This window comes from Brevundimonas sp. UBA5713, from assembly GCF_002419815.1.
GTDB lineage: Bacteria > Pseudomonadota > Alphaproteobacteria > Caulobacterales > Caulobacteraceae > Brevundimonas.
In genome coordinates, this window is record NZ_DIGV01000027.1 from 99,462 (window position 1) to 117,763 (window position 18,302).

At 62.4% G+C, this 18,302-nt stretch carries 21 protein-coding genes and 1 pseudogene; 10 read left to right on the forward strand and 12 right to left on the reverse strand.

All coding sequences use genetic code 11. From position 1 onward, the window contains the following. Window positions 1–59: 59 nt before the first annotated feature. From B3B04_RS06710 to B3B04_RS06720, 3 genes are all read right to left on the reverse strand, one after another. Window positions 60–311 (reverse strand): hypothetical protein, encoded by a 252-nt coding sequence (locus tag B3B04_RS06710; RefSeq protein ID WP_292041259.1) that lies wholly within the window; start codon window positions 309–311, stop codon window positions 60–62. A 131-nt stretch (window positions 312–442) separates the two neighbouring features. Next, window positions 443–1,309, reverse strand: coding sequence for a flagellar motor stator protein MotA (motA, locus tag B3B04_RS06715; RefSeq protein ID WP_292041261.1), 867 nt, complete (start codon window positions 1,307–1,309; stop codon window positions 443–445). 178 nt (window positions 1,310–1,487) lie between these two features. Continuing rightward, a complete protein-coding gene (locus B3B04_RS06720; RefSeq protein ID WP_409516043.1) occupies window positions 1,488–3,287 on the reverse strand; it encodes a long-chain-acyl-CoA synthetase in 1,800 nt (599 codons plus the stop codon). A gap of 416 nt (window positions 3,288–3,703) precedes the next feature. Between B3B04_RS06720 and B3B04_RS06725 the strand changes: the two genes are divergently transcribed. Then, window positions 3,704–4,912, forward strand: coding sequence for a hypothetical protein (locus B3B04_RS06725; RefSeq protein ID WP_292041264.1), 1,209 nt, complete (start codon window positions 3,704–3,706; stop codon window positions 4,910–4,912). A gap of 26 nt (window positions 4,913–4,938) precedes the next feature. After that, on the forward strand, window positions 4,939–5,727 hold the full coding sequence (locus tag B3B04_RS06730; protein WP_292041266.1) for a TSUP family transporter: 789 nt from the start codon (window positions 4,939–4,941) through the stop codon (window positions 5,725–5,727). Here B3B04_RS06730 and B3B04_RS06735 read toward each other — a convergent pair. Next, entirely contained in the window at window positions 5,703–6,113 is a 411-nt protein-coding gene (locus tag B3B04_RS06735) for a hypothetical protein (RefSeq protein ID WP_292041267.1), read from the reverse strand. The genes B3B04_RS06730 and B3B04_RS06735 overlap by 25 nt on opposite strands. Before the next feature lie 187 nt (window positions 6,114–6,300). Between B3B04_RS06735 and B3B04_RS06740 the strand changes: the two genes are divergently transcribed. Beyond that, the gene (locus tag B3B04_RS06740; RefSeq protein WP_292041268.1) at window positions 6,301–6,609 is read left to right on the forward strand and encodes a hypothetical protein; all 309 of its coding nucleotides are present in this window, start codon (window positions 6,301–6,303) and stop codon (window positions 6,607–6,609) included. Here the strand turns inward: B3B04_RS06740 and ppk2 are convergent. Further along, window positions 6,606–7,346, reverse strand: a complete 741-nt coding sequence (gene ppk2, locus B3B04_RS06745) for a polyphosphate kinase 2 (RefSeq protein WP_292041269.1) — start codon at window positions 7,344–7,346, stop codon at window positions 6,606–6,608. The genes B3B04_RS06740 and ppk2 overlap by 4 nt on opposite strands. A 361-nt stretch (window positions 7,347–7,707) precedes the next feature. Here ppk2 and B3B04_RS06750 point away from each other — a divergent pair, with 361 nt between their 5' ends. Beyond that, window positions 7,708–7,911: a cold-shock protein gene (locus tag B3B04_RS06750; RefSeq protein WP_292041271.1), complete on the forward strand. Its 204-nt coding sequence runs from the start codon at window positions 7,708–7,710 to the stop codon at window positions 7,909–7,911. A 59-nt stretch (window positions 7,912–7,970) separates the two neighbouring features. Here the strand turns inward: B3B04_RS06750 and gluQRS are convergent, their stop codons facing one another. Further along, window positions 7,971–8,834 carry a tRNA glutamyl-Q(34) synthetase GluQRS gene (gene gluQRS, locus B3B04_RS06755; protein ID WP_292041273.1) on the reverse strand — a complete coding sequence of 288 codons (864 nt, stop codon included), beginning with the start codon at window positions 8,832–8,834 and terminating at the stop codon, window positions 7,971–7,973. 88 nt (window positions 8,835–8,922) lie between these two features. On the opposite strand from gluQRS, the gene B3B04_RS06760 reads away from it, so the two are divergent. The 3 genes from B3B04_RS06760 to B3B04_RS06770 all read left to right on the forward strand — a co-directional run bounded on the left by B3B04_RS06760 (window position 8,923) and on the right by B3B04_RS06770 (window position 10,940). Beyond that, entirely contained in the window at window positions 8,923–9,570 is a 648-nt protein-coding gene (locus B3B04_RS06760) for a DNA-3-methyladenine glycosylase family protein (RefSeq protein WP_292041276.1), read from the forward strand. Between the two features lies 1 nt (window position 9,571). Then, window positions 9,572–10,225: a trimeric intracellular cation channel family protein gene (locus B3B04_RS06765; protein ID WP_292041278.1), complete on the forward strand. Its 654-nt coding sequence runs from the start codon at window positions 9,572–9,574 to the stop codon at window positions 10,223–10,225. 145 nt (window positions 10,226–10,370) lie between these two features. Further along, window positions 10,371–10,940 (forward strand): HNH endonuclease, encoded by a 570-nt coding sequence (locus B3B04_RS06770; RefSeq protein ID WP_292041279.1) that lies wholly within the window; start codon window positions 10,371–10,373, stop codon window positions 10,938–10,940. Between the two features lie 4 nt (window positions 10,941–10,944). On the opposite strand, the gene B3B04_RS06775 is transcribed toward B3B04_RS06770, so the two are convergent. The 3 genes from B3B04_RS06775 to B3B04_RS06785 form a co-directional block, all read right to left on the reverse strand. After that, the gene (locus B3B04_RS06775; RefSeq protein ID WP_292041281.1) at window positions 10,945–11,382 is read right to left on the reverse strand and encodes a hypothetical protein; all 438 of its coding nucleotides are present in this window, start codon (window positions 11,380–11,382) and stop codon (window positions 10,945–10,947) included. Between the two features lie 69 nt (window positions 11,383–11,451). Further along, window positions 11,452–12,621, reverse strand: coding sequence for a serine hydrolase domain-containing protein (locus B3B04_RS06780; RefSeq protein ID WP_292041283.1), 1,170 nt, complete (start codon window positions 12,619–12,621; stop codon window positions 11,452–11,454). Window positions 12,622–12,693: 72 nt separating this feature from the next. Further along, window positions 12,694–13,308, reverse strand: coding sequence for a LysE family translocator (locus B3B04_RS06785; RefSeq protein WP_292041285.1), 615 nt, complete (start codon window positions 13,306–13,308; stop codon window positions 12,694–12,696). Between the two features lie 107 nt (window positions 13,309–13,415). Here B3B04_RS06785 and B3B04_RS14650 point away from each other — a divergent pair. Together B3B04_RS14650 and B3B04_RS14655 are read left to right on the forward strand one after the other, a co-directional pair. Further along, window positions 13,416–13,604 (forward strand): annotated as a pseudogene (locus B3B04_RS14650) (LysR family transcriptional regulator); the annotation flags it as partial. Between the two features lie 340 nt (window positions 13,605–13,944). Continuing rightward, the gene (locus B3B04_RS14655) at window positions 13,945–14,295 is read left to right on the forward strand and encodes a LysR substrate-binding domain-containing protein (protein WP_414632064.1); all 351 of its coding nucleotides are present in this window, start codon (window positions 13,945–13,947) and stop codon (window positions 14,293–14,295) included. Here the strand turns inward: B3B04_RS14655 and B3B04_RS06795 are convergent. Together B3B04_RS06795 and rpmB are read right to left on the reverse strand one after the other, a co-directional pair. Next, a complete protein-coding gene (locus tag B3B04_RS06795; protein ID WP_292041289.1) occupies window positions 14,285–16,000 on the reverse strand; it encodes a M1 family metallopeptidase in 1,716 nt (571 codons plus the stop codon). The genes B3B04_RS14655 and B3B04_RS06795 overlap by 11 nt on opposite strands. A gap of 108 nt (window positions 16,001–16,108) precedes the next feature. Beyond that, window positions 16,109–16,405 carry a 50S ribosomal protein L28 gene (gene rpmB, locus B3B04_RS06800; RefSeq protein ID WP_292041291.1) on the reverse strand — a complete coding sequence of 99 codons (297 nt, stop codon included), beginning with the start codon at window positions 16,403–16,405 and terminating at the stop codon, window positions 16,109–16,111. A 292-nt stretch (window positions 16,406–16,697) separates the two neighbouring features. Between rpmB and B3B04_RS06805 the strand changes: the two genes are divergently transcribed. After that, window positions 16,698–17,129, forward strand: coding sequence for a DUF3617 domain-containing protein (locus B3B04_RS06805; RefSeq protein ID WP_292041293.1), 432 nt, complete (start codon window positions 16,698–16,700; stop codon window positions 17,127–17,129). A gap of 80 nt (window positions 17,130–17,209) precedes the next feature. On the opposite strand, the gene B3B04_RS06810 is transcribed toward B3B04_RS06805, so the two are convergent. Beyond that, window positions 17,210–18,256 (reverse strand): NAD(P)-dependent alcohol dehydrogenase, encoded by a 1,047-nt coding sequence (locus B3B04_RS06810; protein ID WP_292041294.1) that lies wholly within the window; start codon window positions 18,254–18,256, stop codon window positions 17,210–17,212. Window positions 18,257–18,302: the final 46 nt, after the last annotated feature.

The following is an 18,302-nucleotide window of genomic DNA, read 5'->3' on the forward strand; positions in this document are numbered from 1 at the left end:
AAAATTCTCACGCGTTCGTGATGGACGGTGAGGAAATACGAAATCTCCTTATAAGTCCGTTAGTTAGAGGTCTTCTCTTCGACTTTTTCTGCGACCTCTTCGGCCTTGGCAGCCGTGGCGTCCCCTGCGGCAGCGACGGCATCGCCAGCAGCTTCAACGGCGTCGCCAGCGGCGTCGGTCGCTTGCTCGGCCGAGGCTTCGGCGTTGTCAGCGGCGGTTTCTGCCGGAGCTTCGTTGGTAGCCGGTTGGCAGGCGGCCACGGCCAGTGCGCTCACGCCAGCGGCAGCGATCATCAGACGACGGATGTTCATAAGCTATCCCCCCAATGGGTCGGTTGGTGTCAGTTGACAGGCGATCGAATTGGAAAGAGCCGAGGGTCGCCCCCTCGGCCCTTCAATAGAAAGAAGTAACGTAGCTATTCGTAAGAGTCGAATCCGTCACCTTACTCCGACGGAGCGGCGGCCAGAGCTTCTTCCATCTCTGCAAAGCTGGGCTGGGCCGTCGAGGGGATGTCGCCGCGACCGATTTCCACCGAGATTTGTGCGGCATTGCCATGCAGGTGGGCGACCAGAACCGACTGGATGATCTTGTAGAAGGCCCCTTCCTCCTCGACGATGGCGTTCAAGCGGGAGGCAAACGGGCCGACCAGGCCGTAGGCGAGGAACACGCCGAGGAAGGTACCGACCAGAGCGCCGCCGATCATACCGCCCAGAACTTCCGGCGGCTCGGTGATGGAGCCCATGGTTTTGATGATGCCCAGCACGGCGGCCACAATGCCAAGGGCGGGCAACCCGTCTGCAAGGGTTTGCAGGGCATGGGCAGGGGCCAGCGCCTCGTGGTGATGCTTCTCCAGCTGCTTTTCCATGGCGTCCTCGATCTGGTGCGGGTCTTCGAGGTTCATGGTCATCATGCGCAGGGTGTCGCACATGAAGTCTACGGCGAAGTGGTCCTTCAGGATCTTCGGATATTTCTGGAAGATCGGGCTTTCAGCCGGCTTCTCGATGTGGCTTTCCAGAGCGATGACGCCCTTGGACTTCATCGTCTTGGTCAGTTGGAACAGCAGGCTGAGCAGGTCTTTATAATCCTGCTTCTTCCATTTCGGTCCGGCGAAGGATTTGCCAAGGCCGCCCAGCGCACCTTTGATCACCGTCATGGAGTTGGAAATCAGAAACGCTGCGATACCCGCGCCGAAGATCGCCATCAGCTCATAGGGCAGCGAATACAGAATGGTTGCCATCTTGCCGCCGTGCAGCAGGAAGCTGCCGAACACCATGGCGAACAGCATGATAATGCCGATGATTTGGAACATGAGGCGACTGGGACAGCTCTGAAGAGGGACCGATGAAGCGCCTACTGTGAAGGTTAATGCTTAAGGTCAGGTTTCACGCCAATCCCTTGGTGCAGGGGGCGGCGATGAACAAGGAGGCAAAAGAAAAGGCGGCGAAGCTGGGCTTCGCCGCCTTTTGATTGTCTGGAACCGTAAGTCCTTAGAGGCGCAGGGTGCCGTTCAGAATGCTCTGGCGCACGTCCTCGGTCAGCAGTTGATAGCCGTCGGGGCCACCGCGGACATAGAGCGGGCCGTCGACCTTTTCCGGATCGAAGCCATCGGCCACCAGATCGACCTTGCGGTATTTGAAGGTGCCGGTGGTTTCAGCCGACTTCAGCAGGCGGATAAAGCAGGGGCGGGCATAGGGCGGCAGTTCGCGCTCGGCGACCTCTGCAAAGCTCTTGGCGTCGAAACCGTTGTCGAGCACCAGACCCACCATGCCCGCGCGGCCTTCCTGACCGGGGATATGGACGCCATAGGCGATGACTTCCTGCACGCCCGGCGCTTCGGACAGGTGCTGTTCCACTTCGGCGGTCGAGACGTTTTCACCCTTCCAGCGGAAGGTGTCGCCCAGACGGTCCATAAAGTAGATGTAGCCTTCCTTGTCCTGACGCATCAGGTCGCCGGTACGGAACCAGCGGTCGCCCTTTTTGAAGACGTCAGTCAGGATTTTCTTCTGGGTAGCGGCCTTGTCGGCATAGCCGGTGAAGTCCTGACGGATGGTATTGCCGATCACGCCGATGGCTTCGCCCGTCTCGCCGGTCTTGACCAGTTTGCACAGGCCGTTGGGGCCGCGCACCGGCTCGCCCGTTTCGGGGTCCAGTTCGATGATGCGGATGTTCAGTTGAGACTTCAGATAGCCGGGCACGCGGCCTATAGCCCCCGGCTTGCCGCCGAAGTTGAACAGCGAGACGTTCCCTTCGGTCGAGCCATAGAACTCGAGGATCACGGGCACTTTGAAGCGGTTCTGGAACTCTTCCCACACATCGGGACGCAGGCCGTTGCCGAAGGCCAGACGCAGCTTGTGCGAGGCCTCGTCGGGGTTGGCCGGCGAGTTGACCAGATAGCGACACAGTTCGCCAATATAGACGAACATGGTCGCGCCGCTGGCCTTGACGTCGGGCCAGAAGGTCGAGGCGGAGAAGCGACGACGGGTGACCATGCGGCCCCCGTTCAGCAGCACCGAGCCCACACCGACCAGACCGCCGGTGGAGTGATACAGCGGCAGGACGTTGAACAGGGTGTCCTTGGAGGTGGCACCGGTGCCGCCGGCGAAGGCGCGCATATAGGTGCGTGCACGCGAATGCGGAATGCGCGCTGCCTTGGGCAGGCCGGTGGTGCCCGAAGTGAAGATATAAAGGGCGGTGTCGCGGTTGGTCAGGCCCTTGCGGACCGAACGGTCCGGACGCACCGAGGAGGCGCTGCGCACGGCACTGTCGAAATCGCGGCGGCTGTTGGTTTCGTTCTCTTCGCCCAGCCCCAGAACCCACAGGTTGATATCGCGCTCGATACGGGTGCGGGTTTCTTCGACGGCCTGCCAGCAGTCTTCGTCCGAGACGACGTTGAACGCGCCCGAAATGTTCAGGCAGTGGCCGAGGGCTGCGCCGGTCAGGTTGTTGTTGATCAGGGCCGTCGCCACGCCGATCTTGGAGAAGCCGAACCAAGCCGCGACGTATTCGACGCGGTTGTGCATGACCAGCGCGATGGTGTCGCCGCGCTTCAGATTACGGCCCTTGGCCCAGTTGGCATAACGGTTCGCGAGCGCTTCGAACTCGCGATAGGTCAGCTTGCGGGTCTCGTCCTCGACGCAGATATTATCGGGCCACTTGTCGACGGCCTCTTCGATATCGTCGCAAACAAGAACATCACTATCCAACTGGATGGGCTTAATGCGGCGCAAGAGGCGGATCAGACCTCCAAGAAAGCGAACTTCCTGCTTGATACTCGCCGTCATACCCATGGATGCGCCGCCTTTCCCCAATGTTTAATTTTCTCTTTGTGATGAACGGCCAAACCCGCGCGGTCAACCGTCCGCAAAGCCGCAGTGGCGCATTGTTGCGCAAAACCGCATTACAGATGTCGTTTTCAGTGACGCAACGTAAAGTTATTAGGCTACCTAGGGTCAAGTCTTGCTGAGCCTTGGAATATTTAATCAATCAGTTAGCCCGAATCCGCGTTCCACTTCGTCTTGGGCTGTTGAGCGAGCGTTGATATAAGGCGCGTCTGGCTCTGACGTGAGGTGTGGCCAAGCCGTAATGATATTGGCCGCGTCTTGGCCGCATTCACGGGCCAGCGTGTCAGGCGATGGCCCCCCGAGGTTGCGGGCCTGATTTGAGTTGATGGTCTTTCCGGCGGTCGCCGGATGCTGGAGCGTTTATGTCGTCGAATAGCCCCAAGTCTTCGGAAAACCCGTCTGCCACTCCGGCCGAGCCGCAAGCGCCTGCGACTGCGCCCGCAACCCATGATGCGGCTGCCGGACAGCCGTTTCGTCGTGGCCAGATCACCTGGGGGCGTCCGCCGCAGGCCGTGTTTCGCGCCGGCCCGTTGCCGCGCGACGAGGGTATGGCCCGTCTGATGGCCATGCCGCCGTATCCCAAGCCGACGGCACCACGCATTAGCGGCAGCACCGCCAATGGTCTGGGCGGGGGTAATATTCCGGTGGCGACGCGTCCGGCGCAGCCCCTTGCTGGACAAACCCCTGCACCCAAGCCCGCGGTAGCCCAACCCTCGACGCCGGTGCGGCCCGCCAACTTCCTTGGCGGTTCACTGGTGCCGGGAGCCGGTCTGGCCAGACCCCAGCCCGCCCCCCAACCCGTGCCCCAGCCTGCGGCCGATCAAGTGACTATCGAGACGGTCGAGCTTCCTCAGGCTAAAGCCCCTGATACACAGACGGCACCCAAGCTGGCGGCCCTGTCTGATACCAAGGTTTCCGCCGAGCCCGCAGCGCTGGTGGTGGAAACCGTGAGCGCAGCAGCCGTTCAGACGCCAGAGCAAACGATAGCCCAGACCGAGCCACGGCCGTCGCGCAGCAAGCTGCCGCTGGTCCTCTTGGTCGGAGCAGGCGTGGTGGCTTTGGCGGCTGGCGCCTTTGTGCTGACCCAGAGGGGCGCGGGGACCGACGCGGCGCCTGTTGTCGATGCAGGCCCTGCGATCGAGGAAGCGCCTGTGATGGAAGGTGCCACCGGCGGGGTCGCAGCCCTGCCTGAACCGATTGTCGAAGGCGAAGCCCCGCAGGTGGCTCCGCCCTCCACGGCGACCGACACTGTGTCGCACCGTAATCCGGAACTGGCTCTACAACCGCAAGCCACCGCACCGCGGCCGGTGTCCGCTGCGCCGCGTGCGCAGCCTGCGCCTCGCCCGCAGGCAAGCGGAACTCAGGTGAGCGGAATTCAGGCAAACGGAACTCTGGCAAGTGGAATTCAGGCGACCCCGTCACCCGCGCCGCAATCCGCTCCCCAAAGCCCGCCGGTCGTGACGGTCACGCCGCCCGCAGCCGAGCCGTCCGGTCCGCCGCCCACGGTAGCTTCGGCTCCGCCCAGTGATCCGGATGCGCCCGTTGTGACCCGTCCTCAACGACTGGACTAAGCGGCCACGGGTCGGGGGAGAATAAGGTGTTGGATTTGGCCCCCGAGATCATCGGGCTGTTGTTCTTTGCCGCCGTCGCGGCAGGGTTTGTGGACGCCATTGCCGGTGGCGGCGGGCTGATCACCGTGCCCGCCCTGCTGGCGGCGGGAGTCTCGCCCGTTGCCGCCATCGCCACCAATAAGGTGCAGGGCAGTTTCGGCACGGCGGCGGCGACCTATACCTTCTGGCGCAAGGGGCGTATCGACTTCGGCCTGCTGAAATGGCCTCTGATCTTTACGGTTCTGGGCGCGGCGGCGGGATCGTTCGTCGTCACCTTTGTGGATGCGGCATGGCTGATGGTGCTGTTGCCGGTCCTGTTGGTGGCGATTGCGCTCTATTTTCTGTTCGGCCCCAAGGCCAGCGACGAGGATGTGAAGGCGCGGCTGACGCCCTTCGCCTTTGGCGCGGTGGCAGGCGGCATCGGCTTTTATGACGGCTTTTTCGGACCGGGCACGGGATCGTTCTTTGCGCTGGCGCTGGTGACCTTGCTGGGCATGGGGCTGACGCGGGCGACGGCCCACACCAAGGCGCTGAACTTTGCCAGCAATATCGTCTCGGTCGGCATATTTGCCGTCGGCGGTCACGTCCTGTGGCTGGTGGGTCTGCTGATGGCGGTAGGGCAGGTGTTTGGCGGCTGGCTGGGCTCGCACGCGGCTATGCGTTTCGGGCCCCGCTTGATCCGCCCGCTGCTGGTGATCATCTGTCTGGCCATGGTGGCCAAGCTGCTGTCCGATCCGGACAACCCCTTGCGTCAGCTTCTGGTCGGCCTGTTCTGATCAGCCACAAAGCGGGCGGTGACATAGCCGCGCTCCACCATCCGGCGCAGGGCGTCATAGGCTTCGGCCAGTTCCTCATAGGCCACGCGTGCCGAGGTCAGTCGCACCACCTGATCGGGCGTGGCCGGAGAGCCGGAGTGGGTGAGCCGCAGGCCTTCGGCCACCCAGCGGGCGCGGGCCTGTGCGGTGCGGGCGGCCATTTTGCCAAAGTCGTCGGCGCTGATCTCGCCCAGCGTCTGGCCGATGATCTCGCGGTTGGCGACATAGGCGGCATAGTCGATCTGTTCCAGCTGGCCACGGATGCGCCGCTGCTCCTGTGGATCCATGTCCTCGGGCTGGAAATGGTCCCGACTGCGGCGGTAGCTCTGGGTCATGACGGTGGACACCACGCATCTCCTTGCGGTGCGACGAAGAACGACGTCATCCAAGCTGGGCCATAGGGGTTAAGTCTGTGTTGCCAAGGCTGTAACGGCATGGCGATGAGCGGAACCTAGAGCCGAGGTCCGGCTTATCTGGAGGTGGGGCGGCGGCGGTATGCCGTGCGGTCCCCGTCTGAAGAAAAGGAGCCCACCCATGGATAACGCAGAGATTCACAACAAGGCGTGGGAAGACGCTCTGGACGAGGCCATGAGCCGCTTTGAACAGGGCGAGGAACTGAACAACCAGCAGTTCGAGGAACTGGTTGCCGAACTGGAAGCGCGCGTGCGTCAGGCCGAAGAAATGCAGAAGGACGATCCTCGCACCCAAAAGATCGAAGCCCTGCGCGAGAGAGCAGCCAAACTGGCCCAGAGTGCAGCCCTCGGCACCGGCCCGACCGATCAGGTCAGCAGTGTGCTTGCTGGTCTGACCGGATCGAATGCGACTGCCGAACCCAAGGCCTAGGGGTTCAGCTGACCCTTGGCCTTATCGCCTGCAAAGACGATGTCCTTATCGGGGGCATCGGCTTTCAGGCCGGGGCGGTTCAGCACATGAAGGATGTGGCGGATGATGTTCAGCCGCGCCTTCTTCTTCTTGTCGGTCTTGATGACCGTCCACGGGGCGTAATCATAATGGGTCTGGGACAGCATCTTGTCGCGGGCCGTGGAATAGGCGTCCCAGCGATCCTGAGCCTCCTTGTCCATGGGGGACACCTTGAAGCGTTTGATGGGGTCGACCAACCGCTCTGACAGGCGCTGCGCCTGCTCTTCGCGGCTGATGTCCAGCCACAGCTTGATCAGGATGATGCCCGAATGGGTGAGCAGGCGCTCGAAATCATCCACCTCTTCCATAAAGGCCTGATGCTGCTGGGGCGTACAAAAGCCCATGACCGGCTCGACACCGGCGCGGTTGTACCATGAGCGGTTGAAGATGACGGTCTCGCCCGCGGCGGGCAGGTGCGGCACATAACGCTGGAAATACCACTGGGTGGTTTCACGATCAGTGGGCTTGGGCAGGGCCACCACGCGGGTGACGCGCGGGGCCATGTTCTCGGTCAGTCGCTTGATCGCCCCGTCCTTACCGGCGGCGTCGCGGCCCTCGAAGATGATGACGACCTTTAGCCCTTTTTCGATGGCCCAAGCCTGGGTTTCCACGATCTGGACCTGCAAGGCCTCGAGTTCGGTTTCATAGTCTTTGGACATGGGGGCTCCGGCTGTGCCACGGGGAGGACGTACGGTGACACTGCAATCCAGCGGCGTCCACCCGACTGTTAAACCATGCGACGGGCACCGGTGGCGCAAAGCGAACGGTGTGATGTTTTGCGCTGTCCAAGGATGGACTACGTCCGGCGGACGTTAATCATTTCTGCGGCGTAGCATTAAAAATAACAGAATCATTTCAGTTGACCGTAGGCGGAAGGCAAGTGACAACTATCTCGCAGTCCGGATATCGCGTGGGGTCCAAACTCGCGTTGCGCTCATTCTCTGAACGAGCTTGTCCAGATGGGCTGTCGGGCCTCCTGTAGGGGGTCTGCCTGGAAAAGCGCGTTTACGGAGACGCAACATGGCGACCGGTACGGTCAAGTGGTTCAACCCGACCAAGGGTTATGGCTTCATTCAACCTGACAGCGGCGGTTCGGACGTTTTCGTCCACATCACGGCTGTTCAAAAGGCTGGTTTGGCTGGTCTCGATGAGAATGCCAAGGTCGAATACGAGCTGGAAAACCAGCGCGGCAAGACCGCAGCCATCGAGCTGAAAGTCCTCTAAGGTCTATCCGGACCTAAAAGGTTTGAGGAACGCGGAAGGTGCAAACCTTCCGCGTTTTTCTATGCGCCAAATCCGGCCTCGGCGCGGATGTCGGTGGCGGTGGTACCGCTTTCACGCAAAGACTTCAGCGTGACCGATCCATCGCGCTTGGCATAGCGGCGGCCATCCGGCCCCGTCATCAGGCGGTGGTGGCGATAGACAGGCGCGGGCCAGTCGAACAGGGTCTGTATCAGGCGCTGGATGTGCGTGGCTTCGAACAGATCAACGCCGCGAATAACGTGGCTGATCCCCTGTAGAGCATCGTCGTGGACAGCCGCCAGATGATAGGCGGCACCGGCATCCTTGCGTGACAGCACCACATCGCCTGCGGTCTCCGGGCGGGCCTTGACCCAACCGCTTTCGCCGTCAGGGCCGGTACCCTCTTCGTAAAACGAAAGGGCCTCCCATGCCGCGCCGCCCAGTGCTTCATGGGCACGGTCCAGTGACAGACGCCACGCATAGGCTTTGCCGCTGGCCAGCAGTTCGGCTTCTTCGTCGGGGCTGTGCGGGCCGGGGCGGACGGCGTCGGCGCTGCCATGCGGGGCATGGCCTATGCCGTCGAGGATTTCCTTGCGCGTGCGAAAGCAGCGATAGACCAGCCCGCGCTGGCGAAGGTCGTCAACAGCGGCGGCATAGTCTGCAAGATGGTCCGACTGACGCCGCACCGGCTCTTCCCAGTCAAGGCCCAGCCAGCGCAGGTCCTCATAGATGCCGTCCTCATATTCGGGGCGGCAGCGGGTGGGGTCGATGTCCTCGATGCGCAGGATGAAACGGCCATTGGCGTCCTTGGTGGCCTGATAGGCCGTCAGCGCCGAGAAGGCGTGCCCCTTGTGCAGGCGTCCGGTTGGCGAGGGCGCAAAGCGGGTGACGAAGGGGCGGTCCATGGCCAAAGGCTAATGGCGCCGCCCGCGCCTGTCGACAAGACGGGACTGCCAGCATCCTTGACGGATGACTGTGGAGCGGAGGGTTCGCATGTCCAAAGCCGAAGCGCTGAGCGCCGTCATGGGACAGGCGAGGGAGGATTTGGTGCGGGCCGATCCCGTGCTGGCGCGCGTGCATGCACAAACACCCGCGCTGGAATGGCGACTGCGGCCCGGCGGGTATGAGGGGCTGTTTCGCATGATCGTCGAACAGCAGGTGTCGGTGGCGGCGGCCGCGGCCATATGGAAACGGGTGTGCGAAGGCTTGGGCGAGGTGACGCCACAGGCGGTTCTGGCACGCGATATCGAGGCTCTAAGGTCGTTGGGCCTGTCGGGACAAAAGGCGCGCTATGGCCACGCGATCGCCCGCGCCCACATCGACGGTCTGATCGACCTCGATCATCTGGAACGGCTTTCAGACGACGAGGCGATCGCGGCCCTGACGGCCATCAAGGGCGTGGGCCGCTGGACGGCAGAGACCTTTCTGATGTTCTGCGAGGGGCGGGTGGATGTGTTTCCGGCGGGCGATGTGGCCCTGCAGGAGGCGTGGCGCTGGGCCGCAGGTGATGACACGCGGTTGAAAGAAAAGGCCTTTTATGCACGGGCAGACCTTTGGCGACCGTGGCGCTCTGTTGCGGCGCAAATGCTCTGGGGATGGTATGGAGCCGTAAAGCGCGGCGACATCGCGCTGGAGGATTGATGTGACACCCCTGAGCACGACTGCCGAGCTGGCCCGTCCCGAAAATGTTTTGCCCCTGCTGGATTTCGCCGGCGTGGCTGTGTTTGCCGCCACGGGTGCGCTGGCGGCGGCCTATCAGAAACAGGATGTGGTCACCTTCGGCTTCTTTGCCGCGTTGACGGGTGTGGGCGGCGGCACGGTGCGCGATCTGTTGATCGGGGCACCGGTATTCTGGGTGGCGGACTGGCGCTATCTGGCGGTGTGCCTGCTGGCGGCGGCAGCGGTGTGGGTGATCGGACCGCGTACGTGGCGCTTCCGCGCCCTGATGTGGCTGGATGCTATCGGTCTGGCGGCTTATGGCGTGATGGGCGCGGCCAAGGCGGCCAGCTATGGTGTGGCACCTTTGATCTGCGTGGTGATGGGTGTGTTGACGGCGTGTTTCGGCGGCATCGTGCGCGATGTGCTGGCGCACCAGCCATCCATCCTGCTGCGACGCGAGCTTTATATTTCGGCGGCTCTGGCGTCCGGCGCGGTGTTCGTGGGCCTGAAGGCCATGACGGTACCCACCTGGCCTGCTGTGGCGGCGGCTGTGACGGTGGGGCTGGCCCTGCGCGCCGGTGCCATTCTGAAGGGCTGGAGCCTGCCAGCCTTTCCCAGTGCGCCACAGCGTTTTTGACAAGCGGCACCATTAAAGAACTGTGATCTTTAGGTCGTGGTGCTGTCGAAGAATCAGGGTTAACCTTTCTCCGTCCTGATCAAGGAAGGAGACGTGTCTTCAGTCCTGTAGCGTCGATATTCTGGCACCACCGGGGGCCTGCGTGATGCAGGTTCTGACAGGTACGCCCTCAGGCTTTCCGGCTCTTGTGCTGAATGCCGACTATCGCCCCTTGTCCTACTTCCCGCTGTCGCTATGGCCGTGGGAAGAGGTGATCAAGGCGGTCTGGCAGGACCGCGTGGATGTCATTGCCACCTATGACCGCGTGGTGCGCAGCCCCTCCATGGAGATACAGCTACCCAGCGTGGTGTGCCTGAAATCCTATGTGGATCAGGACCGCAGCCCCGCCTTTACCCGCTTCAACCTGTTCCTGCGCGACGGCTTTCGCTGTCAGTATTGCGGCGAGCAGGGCACGTCACAGGACCTGACGTTCGACCATGTGCTGCCGCGCTCTCAGGGCGGGGTGACGTCGTGGAAGAATATCGTCACCGCCTGCGGCCCGTGCAATCTACGCAAGGGCGGCCGCACCCCGCTGCAAGCCGGAATGCCCCTGCGCCGCAAGGTCGAACGCCCCAGCGCATGGCAACTCCAACAGGCCGGACGCCGCTTCCCCCCGCAGACCCTGCACAAGACGTGGATCGATTACCTTTACTGGGATGTCGCGCTGGAGGCTTAGGGCTCTAGCATTTGAACCGTTCGCCGAGGATCACGGCGCAGCCGGTGGAGGCGTCCCAGATCCAGTTGAAGCGGTCATAGCTGTCCTGCGGATAGTTGCCGCCGCCGCCGGGGCCGTACTGTACCACCAGAATATGCATATAGCTGGCGTCAACTTGACCGCGCTGGATAATGGGCTCTCCGGTCTCGTCGGTTTGAATGAAATAACGGATGGGAATGGCGGGAACGCCGTGCGGTTGGAAATGGCCTGTGCCGTCTGCGCGCAGTTCGATCGTTGGCTCACCGCGTTTTTCATACAGATAGGTGCCGTACATGGCCTGCGGCGTATTTCGTCCAATGAAGACGCTGGTGCCTTGAGCTGTCACAGCCTGTGGTGCGTCTTGGGCCACGGCGGGTGCCACGACGAAAACACTCAGCGCCAGTCCAAACATCAGATGTTTCATACCAAACCGCTCTCGCTCCCTAATTGATATACCGATGTTATCTCAATTAGGGGTTGCGGTATAGTTCGATCACATGGGCTGGACGTCCACCGCCTCTATGATCTGCTCGATCAAGGCCGTGCGGGCGGGTGAGCGTCCGGTGGCGGTGGGCCATGCCGACAGGATGACCACCACCAGTTTGCGTTCGCGATCAATGGTGATCGACTGACCGAAAATGCCCTGTGCGCCGAAGCGCCCTCGAGGAAGGGTCCACCACTGGAAGCCATAGCCGATGCCCGGCTCGCCCGTCTGGGCCTGTGCGGTGGTGGCCTGCGCCAGATAGTCGGCGGGCACGACGGGCTGGCCGTTTACCTGTGCGCCGTCGAGAATGAACTGACCCACGCGGCCCCAGTCCTTTAGACTGGCCATGACGCAGCAGCCACTAGCTTCCTGACCGTTTTCATCGATCATCCAGCCGCCGTCCTGCTCCATGCCGTAGGGAGCCCAGAGCTTTTCGGACAGATAGTCGGCCAGCGGTTTACCCGTGGCGCGGGCGACCAGCACGCCGATCAGATTGGTCTCGCCGGTGCTATAGTGCCAGCGGGTGCCCGGCTCGGCGGCCCGCTTCAGCTGCCGCATATAGTGAAGGGTCGGGTCCATGCCGTTTGTCTCGTGCGGCTCGAAGAAGCGGGCCACGTCCGATTGCGGGTCGGTATAGTCCTCGTTCCAGTCAACGCCCGAGGTCATGGTCAGCAGTTGGCGCACGCTGACCCCGTCATAGGCGCTATCGGCCAGTTCGGGCAGGTAGCGCACGATGGGGGTGTCGAGACTTTCGATATGGCCGTCCTGAATGGCCGCGCCCACCAGCGTAGAGGTGATGGATTTGGCGACCGAGAAGGAGGTCCAGCGCCCCTCGGGACCAAAACCCAAACCATAGCGTTCCAGCCTGATCTTGCCGTCCTGAAGCACCAAGAGGCCAGCGGTCTTTTCGCTGTCCATAAAGGCCGCCACGTCGAGATTCAGCGGAGTGCCTTGCGCCAGTTCATGCACCGTGGGGCCGCGACGGATGACGCGGTGTGGTACAATCTGGTCCATGGCGCGAAAGCCCGCCTCGCGCTGCTGCGGCGTCCAGAACAGGACCTGAGAGGGCTTTTCCAACGGCGGCAGCGCGGCGGCGTCCTGCGCCATGGCGGGCACGGACAGGCTGACTGCGCTGGTCATCAGAACAAGGCTGGTCATCAGACCGGACAGACGGCGCATGGCGGGCTCCCTATCGCTTTTGGTTGTGCCCCAGACTGAAGCGACAGCCGTCGATGGTAAAGCGCTGCCAGTCTAATCGATTTTATAGAACAACAAGGCCACGCCAAGTGCGATCAATAGCAGGCCGATAATGGTGTCCACGACAGGCCGATGGCGCGCCACGAACTGGCGGACGGTGTCGCGGGACAGAAAGATGGCCACCAAGGCGAACCACATGAGGTGGACCGCCGAGATGATGGCACCATAGCCCAGCTTGGTCAGCATGCCGGTGCTGTGCCCGATGACTTGGGCATAAAGGCTGATGACGAAGATCGCCGTCTTGGGATTCAGGGCATTGGTGAACAGGCCCAGCAGGAAATGTCGTCCCGTTGAGCCGGTGTCGGCTACTGGCTCGGCTTGGGCGGCGCGGGGGCGGGGCCACGCCATGCTCGCCCCCAAATAGATGAGATAGGCCACGCCGATCAGTCGCACGCCGTCCAGAAATCCGGGCAGCCAGCGGGTGATGAGTTCCAAGCCGAAAATGGCGTAGGTGATATGGAACCAGCACGCCGTCGCCACGCCCAGTGCCGTCATGAGCCCCGCCGTTCGCCCGCTTACGGCGCTGGTACGCGAGACCATGGCGAAATCGGCTCCGGGGCTGATCACCGCCAGAACCACAACGCCGAGAAACAGTGCGAACGTTTCCATGTGAACCCCGATATTGAAACCGCTCTCACATTCATCGCAGTGCTGACGCTTTAAAATCGAAATTCATACCGCTAATATGTGAGTAATGTTCACACATGGGGTTTGGTATGGATCGGGCGCGGCTTCCGGCCTTGGGCAGTTTGCGGGCGTTCGAAGCCGTGGCGCGGCAGGGCTCCCTGGTGGCGGCGGCGTCAGAACTGAACGTCACGCACGGGGCGCTGTCCAAACAGGTGCGCGGGCTGGAGGATGAACTGGGCGAGGCGCTGTTCGAGCGGCGCAATCGCGGCCTGCATCTGACGCCAAAAGGGGCTTGGCTGGCCGAAAAGCTGGGGCCGCTTTTCGGCGGTCTGGCCCAGACGATGAGCGAGTTTCATGCGCTGGATGCGGGACCCCAGCCGCTGATCCTGTCGTGCGAGCCGACCCTGTGTCTGCGTTTTCTGATCCCCGCCATGGTCGATCTGGAACAGGAGACGGGGATCGCGGTGCGCGTGCTGGCGGCGGGCGGTCCTGTGGATTTTGTGGCGCAGGGGTTTGATCTGGCGCTGCGTCGTCAGGACTTTCCACTGCCCGCAGGCGTAGAGGCCTTGCCGCTGGTTGAAGAGCGGATGGGGCCGGTGATTGCGCCCTCCCTGGCCGATGCCGCGCTGTCGGACCTGCCGCGCCTGNNGCCTGCACAGCCGCACCCGCCCCGACGCGTGGAAGGCTTGGACGCGCGGCCACAAGGCGCGCTTCAGCGGGGCCGACATCCAGTATCAGCACTTCTACTTGACGCTTCAGGCCGCGCTGGCGGGGCAGGGAGTGGCCATGGCCTCGGTGCATATGGTGGCGACGGCGCTGGAGCAGGGGCGGCTGATCGCCCCCCACGGCTTTTCGCCTGACGGGACGCAGTATGTGATGCTGCGCCCTGCGGGGCGTGCCTCTGACGGGCGGGTCGAGGCGCTGGTGGAATGGTTGCGGGACCGGATGGCCCGCCATCTCAGCCTCTAGCGGCGGCCTTCCACGCTTCCATATAGGGCAGGCGGCGCAGGATTTTCGACTGCGGGTCCAGAAGAATGTGGGCGCTGGCAGGGGCCGAGAATATAGCTGAACCGTCCTTCATATCGATCGTATAGATCGTGCCGTCGATCTCGATTTCGACAGGCATGATGAAGGGCTGTTTGGCGGGTGTTACCCACGTCAGGCGCACCTGATCGCCGTCGCGTTCCATCACCAGTTCCGGCAGGTCGGCCTGATAGAGATAGGCGTCGAAGAACCAGCTCATGTCCCTAGCCATCAGGGCACTGACGATGGTGATGTAGTGGGCGGTGGTGCGGTACTGGGTCGTAATATGGCCGGGTTGCGGGTCAGGGGTGCCATAGACCAGTTCGCGCAACGACTGTTTGAACGCTGCGTCACCCATATAAAGGCGCAGGGTGTGGGCGATCAGCGCGCCTTTGTAATAGAGGTCCAGCGCAGGGCCGGTCTCGGCCTTATAGACCGTGGCCGCATCCTGTGGCTGGCCCGAGACCATCGGGAAGCGGTTGGTGATGGTGCGACGCATGGTCTCCAGTTCGGCCTGCATGGCGCGCTCGCCGTTCAGCCAACGGGCGTAGAGCGGTTGCATATAGGTGCCGAACCCTTCGTGCAGCCACATGTCGTCCCACGACACATTGGTCATCTGGTTTCCGAACCATTCGTGGGCCAGTTCGTGCTGCATCAGCCAGTCATAGCCCTTGCCATCCAGCTTATAGCCATTGCCATAGGCGTTGATGGTCTGGTGCTCCATGCCCAGATGCGGGGTCTCGACTACGCCGACCTTTTCATCGGCAAAGGGATAGGGGCCGACCCATTCCTCGAAGAAGTCCAGCATCGACGGCAGTTGGTCGAACAGGCTCTTGGCCTTGTCTTCCGGTACGTTGGCCAGCGGCCAGAACTGTAGCGGAATGGCGTTGCCATAGCGGCTGCTATAGGTGGCCGACATCTCGCGATAGGGGCCGACATTGAGCGTGATGGCATAGGTGTTCGGATCGCGCGTGGTCCAGTGCCAGGTGGTGCTGCCATCGCTGTGCTCGGTCTTTTGCACCAGACGGCCATTGGCCGGTGCCGATAGACCCGCTGGCACGGTAATGAACATATCCAGCTTGGCCGGTTCGCCCATGGGGTGGTCGATGCACGGCCAGATCAGGTCGCAGCCTTCGCCCTGAACCGCGCTGGCCATCCACGGCTGGCCGTCGGATTCGGACCAGACGAAGCCGCCATTCCATGGCGCGCGCTCGGCCACATGGGGGATGCCGCCATAGGCGATGTTGATCTCCACACTATCGCCCTGCGCCAGGGGGTGGGGCAGGGGGATGGTCAGGCGGCCTTCGGGATTGGTCCAGTTGTCGATGGGGGTGCCGTCCACCTCGATCTGGTCGATGGTGTAGAGGGTGTCCAGCTCAACCACGATAGCAGAGACGGGTGCCGTGGCGGTGAAATCCAGACCCGCCTGCGCCTGAATGGATTTGCTGGCGGGCCGGATGTTGAACGCCAAGCGGGCGGCATCGAATCTGACCGCCTGTTGTTCGGGCGTGCGCTCCGATCCGCTGGTGAGGGTAAAGGCGGTGGGGCGGCGCGGGCTGGTGTCGTGGGCCAGTGCCCCCGTGCTGGCCGTCATCAGGGCCGCCAGCGCCGGAACGATCAGGCGGCGTGCAAGGGGCGAACGGACAGACATAGCAGCGCTCCGGTAGATCAGCTTGGCCGCTATCTAGCCGCCCCTCGCGCAAAAGAAAAAGGCCGCTGTTTCCAGCGGCCTTTCCAGAACTTTTATCAGCAGGGCTGATTAGGCAGCGGCTTGTTCAGCCAGCTTGGCCTTGACCTGACGCTTGATGCGCAGGGCAGCAGCCGAGAGCTTCTCATCACGAGCCTTCACGATGAAGGCGTCCAGACCGCCCTTGTAGTCGAGCGTGCGCAGGGCAGCGTTCGAAATACGCAGGGAGAAGGTTTGGCCCAGAGCGTCCGAGGTTACCTTGACCGTCTTCAGAGACGGCAGGAAACGACGCTTGGTCTTGATGTTCGAGTGGCTCACATTGTGGCCGACCATCGGGCCGATACCGGTGAGTTCGCAACGACGCGACATCTTAAGATCCTCAAGGTCACATCCGCGCAAACGTTGCGGACGCATGAAAACAGGTGGCGCGTAAGGCTTTTGGCCCACGCGAGAGGGGGCCGTATAGAGGAAGGACTCACTTCGCGTCAAGCCGAGTCTGGTCCGGAGTCGGCGACGAAAGTGGATTCTGGCGATAAATATAAGGGATCGAACCCGTTCACACGCCGTTCAACCCGTCACCACTATAGCGGAGCCTATGATGAGCCGTTCAAAAATCAAAACCGCTACTCTTGCTCCCTCCAGGGGATTTCGAATTGCGGCTGTGACACTGCCGCTGGTGGCGGGCGCTGTGCTGTTGGCCGCACCGGCCTCGGCCCCGCAGGCGCAGGCTGCTCGCAGCGAGGTCCTGCCCGGCTATTGGGAATACACCACCAGTGTTCTGGGGGTGCGTGACACCGAACAGAAATGTGTGCGTCCCAGCGAGATCAACCGGTTCTTTGGCGGTCTTTCGACCCGCAAATGGCAGTGCACCTATCCGGTGCGCGAGGTCGGCAATGGCCGCACCCGCTTTGAAGGCAGCTGTCAGGACCGCAAGGGGCGTCGCATCAATGTGCGTCTGAACGGTACCTATCAGCAGGAATCCTTCCGCTTTAACGGCGGTGCCCAGCTGTCGCGTGGCACGCCCTATATCCCTGCCAGCATCACGGCCCGCCGCATCGCGGCCCAGTGCCCGGCCAATGCGGAATATTTCTAAGGCCCCTGTTGCCTGACAAAAACCAAGAGGCCCGCCGGAGATGATCCGGCGGGCCTTTTCTGTGGGCGCGGGATTGGCGCTTACAGGGTGCTGTTGTCGATGACGAAGCGGTATTTCACGTCCGACTTCAGCATACGCTCATAGGCCTCTTCGATCTGGTCGGCGCGGATCAGTTCGATGTCCGAAGTGATGCCCTTCTCGGCGCAGAAATCGAGCATCTCCTGCGTTTCCTTGATGCCGCCGATCAAAGAACCCGCGATCGAGCGACGACCGCCGATCAGCACGCCGACGCTGGGCGAGGGGTGGGCGTGTTCGGGCACGCCGACCAGACACAGGGTACCGTCCAGTTTCAGCAGCTTGGTGAAGGCATCCAGATTGTGGCTGGCGGCCACGGTGTTCAGGATGAAGTCGAAGCTGCGGCCATGGGCCTTCATCTGGTCCTTGTCCTTGGAGATGACGACCTCGTCGGCCCCCAGATCCAGCGCGGCCTGACGCTTGGACTCAGACGTGGTGAAGGCCACCACATGCGCGCCCAGAGCATGGGCCAGCTTCACACCCATGTGGCCAAGGCCGCCGATGCCGACGACGCCGACCTTCTTGCCCGGACCGACGTTCCAGTGGCGCAGCGGCGACCAAGTGGTGATGCCCGCGCACAGCAGCGGGGCCACGGCAGCCAGTTGCGAAGCGTCGTGGGTGATCTTCAGCACAAAGCTGTCCTTGACCACGATGCGCTGGGAATAGCCGCCCAGAGTGTGGCCCGGGGCATCTGGCGTCTTGCTGTCATAGGTGCCGGTCATGCCGTTTTCGCAGTACTGCTCCAGCCCCTCTTCACAGGGGTGGCAGTGCTGGCAGCTGTCGACCATACAGCCCACGCCGACGACATCGCCCTCTTTAAAGCGCGAGACAGCCGAGCCGACCTTGGATACGCGGCCGACGATTTCGTGGCCGGGGACGCAGGGAAAGCGGACCTCGCCCCATTCTCCGCGCACGGTGTGCAGGTCCGAGTGGCAGATGCCGCAATAATCGATCTCGATCTGGACATCATGTTCGCCAACATCGCGTCGGGGGATGGTGATCGGCTCGACGGGCTGATGGGCGGCGGTGGCCCCATAGGCTCTGACGGACATGAAAAGTCTCCGAATAAAGATCGCTGAATTATCGCTGATGATACTC